We start from the raw sequence: 12,455 nt of genomic DNA, 5'->3' as shown, positions 1-12,455 counted from the left end.
TTCCGCACTAAACGGAAGGACACACTCCATCCAATGTAAGCGGCGCCGAGCCGCCCTACCCCTCACCCTCCAGCCCCTCCGCAAGGACCTCCGCCAGGTGCCTCGCCCTGCGGCCCGCCAACTGCGCCAGTTGCGTACGGCAGGAGTAGCCGTCGGCCAGGACTTCCGTGCCGGGTGGCGCGGAACGTACGGCGGGCAGCAGCTGGTCCTCCGCGCAGGCCACCGACACCTCCCAGTGGCCCCGCTCGAACCCGAAGTTCCCGGCGAGACCGCAGCACCCGCCGCTGAGCCCGCCCGTCAGGCCGGCCTTCTCGCGCAGGCGGCGTTCGGCCTCGTCGCCCAGGACCGCGTGCTGGTGGCAGTGGGTCTGGCCGGCCACGGGGCGGTCGAGGCGCGGCGGAGCCCATTCCGGTGCGCACTCCTCCAGTGCCTGCGCGAAGGTGCGTACCGACGCAGCCAGGCGGGCCGCGCGCGGGTCGGCGGGGAGCAGTTCCGGCAGGTCCATCAGCAGGGTGGCCGCGCAGCTCGGTTCGAGTACGACAACGGGACGGCGACCCGCCTCACCGAGGTACGGCTCCATCGCGTCCAGGGTGTGGCCGAGCACCACCTTCGCGCGGTCCAGCTGTCCCGTGGACACATAGGTGAGCCCACAGCAGACCCGCCCCTCCGGGACCTCCGCCTCCATCCCCGCCGCCGACAGCACCCGCAGGGCCGCGCGCCCCACCTCCGGGGAAAGGTGGTTGGTGAAGGTGTCCGGCCACAGCACGACCGCCGCGGCGGACGGCACCCGCCTCTTCCGCAGCTCGCCGACCAGCGTGCGCGGGGCCAGCGGCGGAAGCGCCCGCTCCGGTGCGATCCCCGCGAGACGCCTGGCCAGGACGGCCAGCGGACGGACCCGGGCCGCCGCGTTCAGGGGGCGGGCCAGCGGCGCGGCCGCCCGCAGCCACTCGGGGAGCCGGCCCAGCGCGTAGTGGGAGGCCGGGCGGCGGCGCCCCTCGTAGTGGTGGTGCAGGAATTCCGCCTTGTACGTCGCCATGTCCACGCCCACCGGGCAGTCGCTCCGGCAGCCCTTGCAGGACAGGCACAGGTCGAGCGCGTCCCGCACCTCCTTGGAGCGCCAGCCGTCCGTGACCACCTCCCCCGCCAGCATCTCGTGCAGCAGCCGCGCCCGGCCCCGCGTCGAGTGCTCCTCCTCACCGGTGGCCCGGAAGGACGGGCACATGACGTCACTCTTCGAACTCCCTTTGTACGTACGGCACTTGGCGACTCCCACGCACCTGCGTACCGCCGCCGCGAAGTCGCCGCCGTCGTGCGGATAGCCGAACTCCACATCCACCGGACGCTTCGGCAGCACCTCGAAGCGCAGGTTCTCGTCAAGGCGTGCGGGCCGGGCCAGGATGCCGGGGTTCAGGATTCCGTCCGGGTCCCACAGATCCTTGAACTCGCCGAACAGGCCCACCAGTTCATTCCCGTACATCTTCGGGAGCAGTTCCGCGCGGGCCTGTCCGTCGCCGTGCTCGCCGCTGAGCGAGCCGCCGTGCGCGACCACCAGGTCGGCCAGGTCCTCGGAGAACGCCCTGAAGCGCCCGATTCCGGCGGGGGTCAGCAGGTCGAAGTCGATGCGGACGTGGATGCAGCCGTCCCCGAAGTGCCCGTACGGGGTGCCGCGCAGCCCGTACGAGGAGAGGAGGGACCTGAACTCCCGGAGATATGCGCCCAGTTGGGCGGGCGGGACCGCGCAGTCCTCCCAGCCGGGCCAGGCCTCGGTGCCGTCGGGCATACGGGTCGCGGTGCCCGCCGCGTCCTCGCGGATCCGCCACAGCGCGCGCATCCCGGCCGGGTCGCTCACCACGGTCACCTCAAGGGCGTCACCCCCGCGCGCCAACTCCTGGGCGTGTGAACGCGCTTCGGCCTCCGTCGCCCCGCCCGTCTCGACGAACAGCCACGCCCCGCCGCGCGGCAGCCCGGCCTCACCCCGTACCCGTACGAGATCGGCGGCCATGCCCTCCACGGTCAGCGGGCGGTACGGAAGCAGCCCGGGCGCCGCCTCGGCGGCCGCGCTCTCGTCGGGGTAGCCGAGGACGGCGAGCGCGCGGGCGGGCGGCGTCTCCACCAGGCGTACGGTTGCCTCGGTGACCACGCCGAGCGTGCCCTCGCTGCCGCAGAACGCCCGCGCCAGATCGGCCCCCCGCTCGGGGAGCAGGGCGTCCATCGCATAGCCGGAGATGCGGCGCGGGAGGTCCTGGGGGTAGCCGGTGCGGAGCGCTGACAGATGACGGATGACGAAATCGCGTAGACCAACAGGCGCTGTCGAGTTCTGCCATCCCTGTGACAGATGGTGAACATTGCCCTGGGCGCCGACGACTGTCAGATCACGGATGTTGTCGGCCGTCGTCCCCCACCGCACCGAATGCGCCCCGCACGCGTTGTTGCCGATCATCCCGCCGAGCGTGCACCGGCTGTGCGTCGAGGGATCGGGGCCGAAGGTGAGCCCGTACGGCGCGGCCGCGTCCCGCAGGGTGTCGAGCACAACCCCCGGCTGCACCAAGGCGGTTCGGGCCGCCGCGTCCACCGAGACGAGCGAGCGCATGAAACGGGTGAAGTCGAGCACGATGCCGGTGCCGGTGGCCTGGCCCGCGATCGAGGTGCCGCCGCCGCGCGGTACCACCGGCACCCCGTACGTCCGGCAGACCGCGAGCACCGCCGCCACGTCGTCGGCGTCGCGCGGCGCGACCACGCCCAGCGGCACCCGGCGGTAGTTCGAGGCGTCCATCGTCGTCAGGGCGCGGGCGGTGACACCGAGGTCCACCCGGCCGCGCACCACCCGCGACAGCTCCCGCTCCACATCACGGGCCAAGTCGCGTTCCAGGCCGTCCGGGCCGGAGCCCTGGTCTCGTTCCTGTCCTTGTTCTTGTCCCTGCTCGCGCTTCCGTCCCGGGGCCTTCGCACCATCTGCCATGGGCCCAGGATGCCCGGCCGGGCCCCGCACGAGCCCAGTGCCACACAGGCCACGCCGTGTCCGCCCCCTGTCCGTCCCCCGTCCGTCCCCCGTCCGTCCCCTGTCCGGAAACAGACCAAGATGAGCCGAATGTGGCCGGTCAACGACCTTGCCGAGCGGGAATCTTCACCAAGAACTATCCAATTCGATCACCAACTCTCCTATAGTTGCCCCTCGTTCCCCGAGGAACAGGAACACCTCCTTCCGCACCAGCCTCCACCCCCGCTCGCCCCTCGCCCGCCATAAGCGCTGTAAGGCATTGATCGATGACGGCGTCGCCCTCCCTCACCCGCCCCTCCGCGCTGGCCCTGCTGATCACCGCGGTGGTCACCGGCGCGTTCTGCACGGTGGCGGTGGTCACGGCCACGCCCGGCACCCGTGCCGTCGTCGGCTGGAGCCTCGGCGCCGCGGCGGCCCTGCTCAGCGCCGGTGCGTACGCCATGACGCACAGCGTGCTGCGCAACCGTGTGCTGCGTTCGCGGCTCTCCGCGCTGAACGGCCAGATCAGCGCCCAGGAGGCCAACGCCGCCCGGCGCAGCGCCGACGCGGTACGCCTCGACGCCGCCCAGGCCGCCGAGCGCAAGGCCCTGATAGCCGCCCACACCGCCGAGCTTCGCCGCGCCGAGTCCGCGCGGGCCGCAGCCCTCGCCGCCACCGCCAACGCGGCCGGCCGCATGCAGGCACTGGCCACCGGCATGCTCGCCGACCTGCGCGACATGGAGCACCGGCACGCCGACGAGGACGTGCTCGGCGACCTCCTCCACCTCGACCACCGCACCGCGCAGGCGGGCCGCCTCGCGGACTCCATCGCCGTACTGACCGGGGCGCGTTCGGGCCGCCGCTGGGCCAGGCCCATCGTCATGGAGTCCATCCTGCGCGGCGCGATGGGCCGCATCGGCGGCTACCAGCGTGTTCGTCTGCACTCCACGAGTGACGCGGCCGTCGCCGGGCACGCGGCCGAGGGCGTCATGCACGCGCTTGCCGAACTCCTCGACAACGCGGCCAACTTCTCGCCGCCGACCGCCGAGGTCCATGTGTACGTGGAGGAAGTGCCGGCCGGGGTGATCATCACGGTCGAGGACAGCGGTCTGGTCATGAGCGAGGTGCAGTTGCGCCGGGCCGAACAGGCCGTTTCCGGCCGGTCGTTGGACCTGGCCGGGCTCTCGGGCACCCGGCTCGGCCTCGCGGTCGTCGGCCGCCTCGCCCGCAAGCACGGCCTCACGGTGTCGTTCCGGCCCTCCGCGCGCGGCGGCACCGGCGCGCTGATGCTGCTCCCGCACGAGCTGATCACCCACGTCACTCCGGCCCCGGCCGCGCCCGCCACCGGCGTACCGCAGGAGCCGAAGGCGCAGGAACCCAAGGCGCAGAAGGCGCGGGAGGCGGACACCGAGCCGGAGGCCACCCACGAGCCGGCCGCCGAGCCCGCCACCGGAACCGGCGTCACGACCGCTGCCGCTGGTGACCCGAGCGCCGAAACCAGCGGCGAATTCCCGCAGTTCGGCGAGAGCGGGCTGCCCAGGCGCAAGCGCGGGCGGGCGCTCGCCGCGGCGCACCCCGAAGGCCCCGACGCCCCGGCGGCCCCCGCCCGCGCCTCGACCGCCGCATCGGACGCGGCCGCCCGCTTCAGCAGCTTCCGCCAGGCCGTACGCGCGAACTCCCCCACCCCGGAAGGCAACACCGAATGACCGGCACCACCACCGACGAGAAGCTCAACTGGCTCCTGGAGAACCTGCTTGAGCGCACGCCAGGCGCCCGGCACGCCCTCGTCCTGTCCCGCGACGGCCTCAAGCTGTGCCGTACGCCGGAGCTCTCCGTCGACCAGGCCGACCAGCTGGCCGCGATCGCCGCGGGCATCCAGAGCCTGTCGCACGGGGCGTCGATGGAGTTCGGCGACGGCAGCGGCGGGGTGCGCTCCGCGATGGCCGAGTTCTACGGCGGGATCCTCTTCATCGTCGAGGCCGGCGAGGGCGCGCACCTCGCGGTGGTCGCCGCCGAGGACGCGGACGCGGGTCTCGTCGGCCACAACATGTCCGAGCTGGTGGAGCAGCTCGGCGAACACCTCAGCGCCGAGCCGCGGGCATGAGCAGGCCGGGCCGGGACGACTCGCCGGACCGGCTCTACACCCTCACCGGCGGCCGCAGCCGCTCCGGTTCGGACGCATTCGACCTGGTCACGCTGGTGGTCACCGAGTCCGACCCGGTGCCCGGCATGCAGTCCGAGCACGTGGCGATCCTGCGGATGTGCCGCTTCCCGACGGCGGTCGTGGAGATCGCGGCCGAGCTCGGCCTGCCCGTCACGGTGGTGCGCATCCTGCTCGCCGATCTGCACGACACGGGCCGCATCAGCGCCCGCCACCCGCGCTCGGCCCACCGCCTTCCCGACCCCGACATCCTGGAGCAGGTGCTCGTTGGCCTCCGAAATCTCTGAACGGCCCGCACGCTCCGAACGGCCCGCCCTCGCGGGGACCGCGGACAACGGCCTGAAAATCGTCGTCGTCGGTGGTTTCGGCGTCGGAAAGACGACCATGGTGCGCTCGGTCAGCGAGATACGTCCGCTGAACACCGAGGAGACCATGACCAAGGCGGGCGAGGCCGTGGACGACCTCGACGGGGTGCGTACGAAGACGGCCACGACCGTCGCCTTCGACTTCGGCCGCATCACCCTGGACGCGCACAACGTCCTGTACCTGTTCGGCGCGCCCGGCCAGGAGCGGTTCTGGTTCCTGTGGGACCGGCTGTTCGCGGGCACGCTCGGCGCGGTCGTCCTCGTCGACACCCGCCGTCTCGCCGACTCCTGGTACGCCATCGACCGCCTGGAGCACCACGGCACGCCGTTCGTCGTGGCGTGCAACGACTTCGGCGGGCCGCCGCACACCGAGGCCCAGGTCCGCGAGGCCCTCGACCTGCCGCCCGAGGTGCCGCTGATCCGCTGCGACGCCCGCTCCCGCGAGTCCGGCAAGACCGTCCTGATCACCCTCGTAGAACATCTCGCACGCCTGCAGAAGGCACCGGAGCTCCTACCGTGACGCCCCAGAACCCCGCCCCCGTCCCGCTGAGCGGCCCCCGGTTCCAGACCGAGCCGAACGAGCTGTACCGCGACCTGCGGCGCGACCACGGCGCGGTGGCGCCGGTCGTCCTGGACGGCGACGTGCCGGCCTGGCTGGTGCTCGGCTATCGCGAGCTGCACCAGGTCACCAGCGACCCGGTGCTGTTCTCGCGCGACTCCGACCTGTGGAGCCAGTGGGACCGCATCCCCGCCGACTGGCCGCTGCTTCCCATGATCGGCCGCAAGCAGCCGTCGATCCTCTACACCGTCGGCGAGCGCCACCGCGAGCGGGCCGAGATGGTCTCGGGCGCCCTGGAGGCCGTCGACCCCTTCGAACTGCGCAGCCACGCCGAGCGGTTCGCGGACGAGCTCATCGACGCGCTGTGCGGCGCGGGCAGCTGCGACATCGTCGGCCAGTACGCGATGCTCCTGCCGGTACGCGTCCTGGCCCGGCTCTACGGGTTCGCCGACGAGCAGGGCCCGGGCCTGGTCACGGCGATGAACGACATGATCAACGGCCGGGAGGGCGCGCTTGAGGGCCAGCGCCACCTCGCCGAGTCGATGTTTGCGCTGCTCACCGCCAAGCAGGTCGAGCCCGGCGAGGACGTGGCGTCCCGGATGCTCGCCAACCCGTACGGCTTCTCCGTCGAGGAGGTCGGCCAGGACCTGATGGTGATGATGGCCGCCGGCCACCAGCCCACCGCCGACTGGATCGGCAATTCGCTGCGCCTGATGCTCACCGACGACCGGTTCGCGGCCTCGCTCGCGGGCGGCCGGCACAGCGTCGGCGAGGCCATGAACGAGGTGCTCTGGGAGGACACTCCCACCCAGAACGTGGCGGGCCGCTGGGCCGCCCGCGACACCCATCTCGGCGGGCAGCACGTCCGGGCCGGTGACCTGCTGCTGCTCGGCCTGGCCGCGGCCAACGGCGACCCTCAGGTACGCACCGACGCGGGCGCGCTGACCGGCGGCAACAGCGCGTTCTTCTCGTTCGGGCACGGCGAGCACCGCTGCCCGTTCCCCGCGCAGGAGGTGGCCGAGGTCATCGCGCGCACCGGGATCGAGGTGCTGCTCGACCGGCTGCCGGACGTCGATCTCGCCGCGCCCGCCGGGCAGTTGACCCGCCGCCCGTCTCCGTGGCTGCGGGGTCTGACCGAGCTTCCCGTGACGTTCACTCCCACTCCCGCCCTTGGAGCAGCCCGATGAGCAGCCCGACGAAGTGCCCCGTGGACCACGGCGGTGCGATCACCCTGGACCCGTTCGTCGGCGACCTCGACGCGGAGAGCGCGGCGCTGCGCGCGGCCGGTCCGCTGGTACGGGTCGTGCTGCCCGGCGGTGTGGCCTGCTACGCGGTGACGCACCACGCGGAGGCCCGCCGGCTCCTGACCGACCCGCGTCTGGTCAAGGACATCGACGTGTGGGGCGCCTGGCAGCGCGGCGAGATCCCGCCGGACTGGCCGCTGATCGGGCTCGCCAACCCGGGCCGCTCGATGCTGACGGTGGACGGCGACGAGCACCGGCGCCTTCGCACCCTGGTCGCGCAGGCGCTGACCGTGCGCCGGGTGGAGCGGCTGCGGGCGGGCATCGAGGCGCTGACGTCGTCGATGCTCGACCGGCTCGCGGCGCTTGAGGCCGGTGAAGTGGTGGACCTGAAGGCGGAGTTCGCCTACCCCCTGCCGATGAACGTGATCAGCGAACTGATGGGCGTGGACGCGGCCGACCACCCGCGTATGAAGGCCCTCTTCGAGAAGTTCTTCTCCACGCAGACGCCTCCTGAGGAGGTGCCGGGGATGATGGCCGACCTGGGCGAACTGTTCGGCCGAACCGTCGAGTCCAAGCGGCGCGCTCCGGGCGACGACCTGACCACCGCGCTGCTGGCCGCCTCTCAGGACGGCGACCACCTCAGTACGGAGGAGATCACCAACACGCTGCAGCTGATGGTGGCGGCGGGGCACGAGACCACGATCAGCCTCATCGTGAACGCGGTGGTGGCCCTGGAGACGCATCCCTCGCAGCGCAAGCTGGTGCTTGACGGGGTGGTGCCGTGGGAGAACGTGATCGAGGAGACGTTGCGCTGGTCGACGCCGACCTCGCACGTGCTGTTCCGCTTCGCGACGGAGGATGTGGTGGTGGGTGAGCGTGTCCTCCCGGCGGGGGAGGCGCTGATCGTCTCCTTCGGAGCGATAGGCCGCGACGAGGGCCGGCACGGGCCGACCGCGGGGGACTTCGACGTGACCCGCACCCCGGCTCCGGCGCGCCACATCTCCTTCGGCCACGGCCCGCACGTCTGCCCGGGCGCGGCCCTGTCCCGCCTGGAGGCGAGCGTGGCCCTCCCGGCCCTGTACGCCCGCTTTCCCGGGTTGACCCTGGCGGTCCCGCGAGCCGAGCTCCGCAACAAGCCGATAGTGACCCAGAACGACCTGTTCGACCTCCCGGTGCGGCTGTCCTAGGCGCCCTGGGGGCTCCGCCCCCCAGACCGACCCCCGCTCCTCAAACGCCGGAGGGGCTGGATTGCGCCTGCGGGCCGGTGGGGGCTGGTCGCGCAGTTCCCCGCGCCCCTCACCTCGCTTTCGGCTGCGGACCATGGGTAGCTGGTCGCGCAGTTCCCCGCGCCCCTAGCAGGGTTGGTCCTGGCAGGGCCGAGCATCTTCAGCCCGTTCGGCCTCTTGCGTGCCGCCCGTGCAGGCATACCCAGCCCGTCCGGCGATTGAGGACGAGCGCCCTTCAGGCGCGAACGGGGTCCGGGGCGGAGCCCCGAAAAGGGGTGCAGGGGACGAAGTCCCCGCAGGGGGTCTGGGGCGCAGCCCCAGGGCTCAACCTCTCCACCCCCGTCACGGGCGGGCGGGTGGGCAAACTCCCCGGGGGCGCAGGGGGCAGAGCCCCCGCAAGGGGTCTGGGGGCGCAGCCCCCAGAAGCCGAACCATCCAACCCCCGTCACGGGCGGGAGGGCGGGCAAACCCCCCGGGGTCCGGGGCGGAGCCCCAGGCAGCCCCGGCCCGCGTTGTGGAGCCCGTCTCATCGGGCGGACCCGGCGGACCGGGTGGCCCAGAACCGGATACGCTCGCGCACGTGGCTGAGATCCAGATTCCCGCTGACATGAAGCCCGCCGACGGCCGTTTCGGCGCGGGCCCCTCCAAGGTGCGTACGGAGGCGCTGGACGCCCTGGCCGCCACCGGCACCTCCCTCCTCGGCACCTCCCACCGCCAGGCCCCGGTCAAGAACCTGGTCGGCGAGGTGCGCCAGGGCATCCGCGACCTCTTCTCCCTCCCCGAGGGCTACGAGGTGATCCTGGGCAACGGCGGCTCCACCGCGTTCTGGGACGTCGCGACGCACGGCCTGATCGAGAACAAGTCCCAGCACCTGAACTTCGGCGAGTTCTCGTCCAAGTTCGCCAAGGCCGCCAAGCTGGCGCCGTGGCTGGCCGAGCCGACCGTGATCTCCTCCGACCCCGGCACGCACCCGGACCCGCAGGCCGAGGCGGGCGTGGACGTGTACGCGTTCACGCACAACGAGACCTCGACCGGTGTCGCCGCCCCGATCAAGCGCGTGGCGGGCGCCGACGAGGGCTCCCTCGTCCTGGTTGACGCGACCTCCGGCGCCGGTGGCCTGCCCGTCGACATCACCGAGACGGACGTCTACTACTTCGCCCCGCAGAAGTCGTTCGCCTCGGACGGCGGCCTGTGGCTCGCGGCGTTCTCGCCCGCCGCCCTGGAGCGCGCCCAGCGCATCCACGCCGGCGGCCGCCACGTGCCGGAGTTCTTCTCGCTGCCGACCGCGATCGACAACTCGCTGAAGAACCAGACGTACAACACCCCCGCCCTTTCCACCCTGTTCCTGCTCAACGAGCAGCTGAAGTGGATCAACGGCCAGGGTGGCCTCGCCTGGTCGACGGCCCGTACGGCCGCGTCCTCGGGCACCCTGTACGGCTGGGCCGAGGACTCCAAGCACGCGGCCCCGTTCGTCACCGACCCGGCCAAGCGCTCGCAGGTCATCGGCACGATCGACTTCGCGGACGACATCGACGCCGCCGCGATCGCCAAGGTGCTGCGCGCCAACGGCATCGTCGACACCGAGCCGTACCGCAAGCTCGGCCGCAATCAGCTGCGCATCGCCATGTTCCCGGCGATCGACCCGGCGGACGTCGAGGCCCTGACGGCCTGCATCGACTACGTCATCGAGCAGCTCTGAGCATCCCGCCAGTTCGGCGAACGAGGGCCCGGCACCGTCATGGTGCCGGGCCCTCGCGCACGCCCGGGCGCCCCCACCGGCCCGTGGATGAATTCCCGCCCTCGGCGGCGCTTCACGGCCGATAACCGCCCTATTCCCCAAGGGACTTGGTCCCTACCATCCAAAGCGATCCGGCGCGCACCGCACCATGGCCGGATCGGTCCGAAGGTTTGACATGTTCATGTCTCAACCATGTCGTACCGGAGACATGAACGCTCGGCTGGACTCCCCACATCCACGCAAGGCCACCGACCAACCGATCGGAGCTTCACCATGCCCGGTGCACTTCTCGCAGGCGGCGCGACCGCAGCGTTCCTCGCGTCCTCGCTCTTCACCCAGGCGGCCCCCGTGGCGCCGTCGAGCATCATCGCGCCGCCCGACAAGATCGTGATCGAGGTCGCGACCGTCAACGGCTCCGGCTGCCCGATCGGCACCGCCGCGGTCGCCGTCGCCCCGGACAACACCGCCTTCACGGTCACCTACAGCCAGTACCTGGCACAGGTGGGCGCCGGTTCCAAGCCCACCGACTTCCGCAAGAACTGCCAGCTCAACCTGATCGTGCACGTCCCCCAGGGCTTCACCTACGCCATCGCGAGCGCCGACTACCGGGGCTTCGCGCACCTGGAGAACGGCGCGAGCGCCACCCAGAAGGCCTCGTACTACTTCCAGGGCTCGCCCGACACTGCGAGCAGAACGCACCCGTTCAACGGCCCGTACGACAACGACTGGCAGGCCACCGACTCCACCGACTGGGGCCAGCTGGTCTGGGCCCCCTGCGGTGTGCAGCGCAACTTCAACATCAACACCGAGCTGCGCGCGAACGCCGGCACCTCGGACCCGAAGACCAACAGCTTCATCGCCATGGACTCCACCGACGGCAACATCCAGACCATCTACCACCTGGCCTGGAAGGAGTGCCCGGACCAGCGGCGCTGAGCCGCGCCACGGGGCCCGCACCGCGAGGCGCGGGCCCCTCAGCCGCCGCGGCGCCTCAGTACGCGCTTGGCTCCCAGGCCGAGCACGGTGGCGCCCGCCAGAACCATCGCGCCGAGCAGATGGTTCCCGTTGCCCACACCGTCACCCGAATCGGTGGAACTGCCGCCCACCGAAGGCGACTTGGCGCCACCCTCCTTCAGAGGGACGCGCACCACGTCGCTGTCCGCCCCCTCCGAGTAGATGCCGGGGTGGGCGCGGCTCGCGGCGAGACCGCTGGACTCCTTGATGCGGGGGTCCTTGATGGTGAACCCGCCGTCGTCGGCCACCGCCGGCCCCGCCGCACACACCAGGACGAGCCCGGCCACCCCGCACACCCTCAGAAGCGAACGCATCCCCCGGTGTCCACGGCCGCGTCCGGTACCCGGGGTGTCCACCGTCACGTCGCAGCACCGCGTACCGATCGGTAATGATGACCCCCATGCGTTTTCTCTTCGTCGGCGACTCCATGACCATCGGATGCCCCGGCGACTTCACCTGGCGCCACCGCATGTGGCGCCACCTCGAAGCGACCTTCGACGGCCCGTACGAGATCGTCGGCCCGCGCACCGCGCTGTACGACCCGGCGGCCGGGGCGCCCGTCTCGCACGAGTACGCCGACCCCGCCTTCCCGGCCGCCGCCCGCCGCCATCTCGCGGGCTGGGGCGAGGGCTGGCTGCACATGGCCCCGGTGATCGGCCCGGCGGTCGCGGAGAGCCGGGCCGACGTGCTGCTCGTCTCGCTCGGCCTGATAGACCTCGGCTTCTATACGGACGCCGGCCAGACCGCCGCCAATGTGCGCGGCTTCGTCGAGGGCGCCCGCGAGGCCAACCCGCAGGTCCGCATCGCCCTGCTGCCCGTCATCCCGAACGTACGGGCCGAGGAGGACGCCCCCTTCGCGGCCGAGGTGGCCCGCTTCAACGAGCTGCTCGCCAAGGCGGTCGCCGACCTCGACACGGCCGCCTCACCGCTGCTGCTCGCCACCGTCCCGGACTCGTACGACATCCACAAGGACACCTACGACGGCACGCATCCGGGCCCGAGCGGCGAGCACAAGCTGGCGGCGGCCTTCGCGGACGCGCTGCACGGCGCCTGGGAGCTGGGCGCCCGCTACGCGCTGTAGGACGCCCACTTCCGGACCGCGAACCGGCTTGCCTCGCGCCGCACTTCGAAGGCTCCGGGACCGCCGAAGTGGGCCGGGACGACGCGTTCG

The 12,455-nt window shown here is 72.1% G+C and carries 11 protein-coding genes; 9 read left to right on the top strand and 2 right to left on the bottom strand.

The window, feature by feature from the left end; genetic code table 11:
* Window positions 1-55: 55 nt before the first annotated feature.
* Window positions 56-2,959: an FAD-binding and (Fe-S)-binding domain-containing protein gene (locus ACSHXC_RS21735; protein WP_438293185.1), complete on the bottom strand. Its 2,904-nt coding sequence runs from the start codon at window positions 2,957-2,959 to the stop codon at window positions 56-58.
* Between the two features lie 305 nt (window positions 2,960-3,264).
* Here ACSHXC_RS21735 and ACSHXC_RS21730 point away from each other — a divergent pair, with 305 nt between their 5' ends.
* The 8 genes from ACSHXC_RS21730 (at window position 3,265) to ACSHXC_RS21695 (ending at window position 11,206) form a co-directional block, all read left to right on the top strand.
* Window positions 3,265-4,683: an ATP-binding protein gene (locus tag ACSHXC_RS21730; RefSeq protein ID WP_438293184.1), complete on the top strand. Its 1,419-nt coding sequence runs from the start codon at window positions 3,265-3,267 to the stop codon at window positions 4,681-4,683.
* A complete protein-coding gene (locus tag ACSHXC_RS21725) occupies window positions 4,680-5,081 on the top strand; it encodes a roadblock/LC7 domain-containing protein (protein WP_438293183.1) in 402 nt (133 codons plus the stop codon). Before ACSHXC_RS21730 ends, ACSHXC_RS21725 begins: the two co-directional genes overlap by 4 nt.
* On the top strand, window positions 5,078-5,425 hold the full coding sequence (locus ACSHXC_RS21720; protein ID WP_053730805.1) for a DUF742 domain-containing protein: 348 nt from the start codon (window positions 5,078-5,080) through the stop codon (window positions 5,423-5,425). Before ACSHXC_RS21725 ends, ACSHXC_RS21720 begins: the two co-directional genes overlap by 4 nt.
* A complete protein-coding gene (locus ACSHXC_RS21715) occupies window positions 5,406-6,023 on the top strand; it encodes a GTP-binding protein (RefSeq protein ID WP_438293182.1) in 618 nt (205 codons plus the stop codon). Before ACSHXC_RS21720 ends, ACSHXC_RS21715 begins: the two co-directional genes overlap by 20 nt.
* Window positions 6,020-7,249 carry a cytochrome P450 gene (locus ACSHXC_RS21710; RefSeq protein WP_438293181.1) on the top strand — a complete coding sequence of 410 codons (1,230 nt, stop codon included), beginning with the start codon at window positions 6,020-6,022 and terminating at the stop codon, window positions 7,247-7,249. Before ACSHXC_RS21715 ends, ACSHXC_RS21710 begins: the two co-directional genes overlap by 4 nt.
* Complete coding sequence (locus ACSHXC_RS21705) at window positions 7,246-8,493, top strand: cytochrome P450 family protein (RefSeq protein ID WP_438293180.1); 1,248 nt, start codon at window positions 7,246-7,248, stop codon at window positions 8,491-8,493. Before ACSHXC_RS21710 ends, ACSHXC_RS21705 begins: the two co-directional genes overlap by 4 nt.
* A 619-nt stretch (window positions 8,494-9,112) precedes the next feature.
* Entirely contained in the window at window positions 9,113-10,231 is a 1,119-nt protein-coding gene (serC, locus tag ACSHXC_RS21700; RefSeq protein WP_438293179.1) for a phosphoserine transaminase, read from the top strand.
* Between the two features lie 312 nt (window positions 10,232-10,543).
* A complete protein-coding gene (locus ACSHXC_RS21695; protein WP_438293178.1) occupies window positions 10,544-11,206 on the top strand; it encodes a DUF4360 domain-containing protein in 663 nt (220 codons plus the stop codon).
* Window positions 11,207-11,244: 38 nt separating this feature from the next.
* Here the strand turns inward: ACSHXC_RS21695 and ACSHXC_RS21690 are convergent, their stop codons facing one another.
* Window positions 11,245-11,598 (bottom strand): hypothetical protein, encoded by a 354-nt coding sequence (locus ACSHXC_RS21690; protein ID WP_438297111.1) that lies wholly within the window; start codon window positions 11,596-11,598, stop codon window positions 11,245-11,247.
* 86 nt (window positions 11,599-11,684) lie between these two features.
* Here ACSHXC_RS21690 and ACSHXC_RS21685 point away from each other — a divergent pair, with 86 nt between their 5' ends.
* Window positions 11,685-12,365, top strand: coding sequence for a GDSL-type esterase/lipase family protein (locus ACSHXC_RS21685; RefSeq protein ID WP_438293177.1), 681 nt, complete (start codon window positions 11,685-11,687; stop codon window positions 12,363-12,365).
* The last annotated feature ends 90 nt before the right edge of the window (window positions 12,366-12,455 follow it).

It is taken from the genome of Streptomyces sp. HUAS TT7 (assembly GCF_051550175.1).
In the GTDB taxonomy this organism is placed as follows: Bacteria; Actinomycetota; Actinomycetes; order Streptomycetales; family Streptomycetaceae; genus Streptomyces.
Note: the sequence above shows the minus strand (reverse complement) of the source record. Positions and strands in the feature narration are given on the sequence as shown.

Excerpts from the sequence above, each read along its gene's own strand:
- ACSHXC_RS21730 (WP_438293184.1), top strand. The coding sequence starts at position 3,265 with ATGACGGCGTCGCCCTCCCTCACCCGCCCCTCCGCGCTGGCCCTGCTG.
- ACSHXC_RS21690 (WP_438297111.1), bottom strand. The coding sequence starts at position 11,598 with ATGCGTTCGCTTCTGAGGGTGTGCGGGGTGGCCGGGCTCGTCCTGGTG.
- ACSHXC_RS21720 (WP_053730805.1), top strand. The coding sequence starts at position 5,078 with ATGAGCAGGCCGGGCCGGGACGACTCGCCGGACCGGCTCTACACCCTC.
- ACSHXC_RS21695 (WP_438293178.1), top strand. The coding sequence starts at position 10,544 with ATGCCCGGTGCACTTCTCGCAGGCGGCGCGACCGCAGCGTTCCTCGCG.
- ACSHXC_RS21725 (WP_438293183.1), top strand. The coding sequence starts at position 4,680 with ATGACCGGCACCACCACCGACGAGAAGCTCAACTGGCTCCTGGAGAAC.
- ACSHXC_RS21735 (WP_438293185.1), bottom strand. The coding sequence starts at position 2,959 with ATGGCAGATGGTGCGAAGGCCCCGGGACGGAAGCGCGAGCAGGGACAA.
- ACSHXC_RS21705 (WP_438293180.1), top strand. The coding sequence starts at position 7,246 with ATGAGCAGCCCGACGAAGTGCCCCGTGGACCACGGCGGTGCGATCACC.
- ACSHXC_RS21685 (WP_438293177.1), top strand. The coding sequence starts at position 11,685 with ATGCGTTTTCTCTTCGTCGGCGACTCCATGACCATCGGATGCCCCGGC.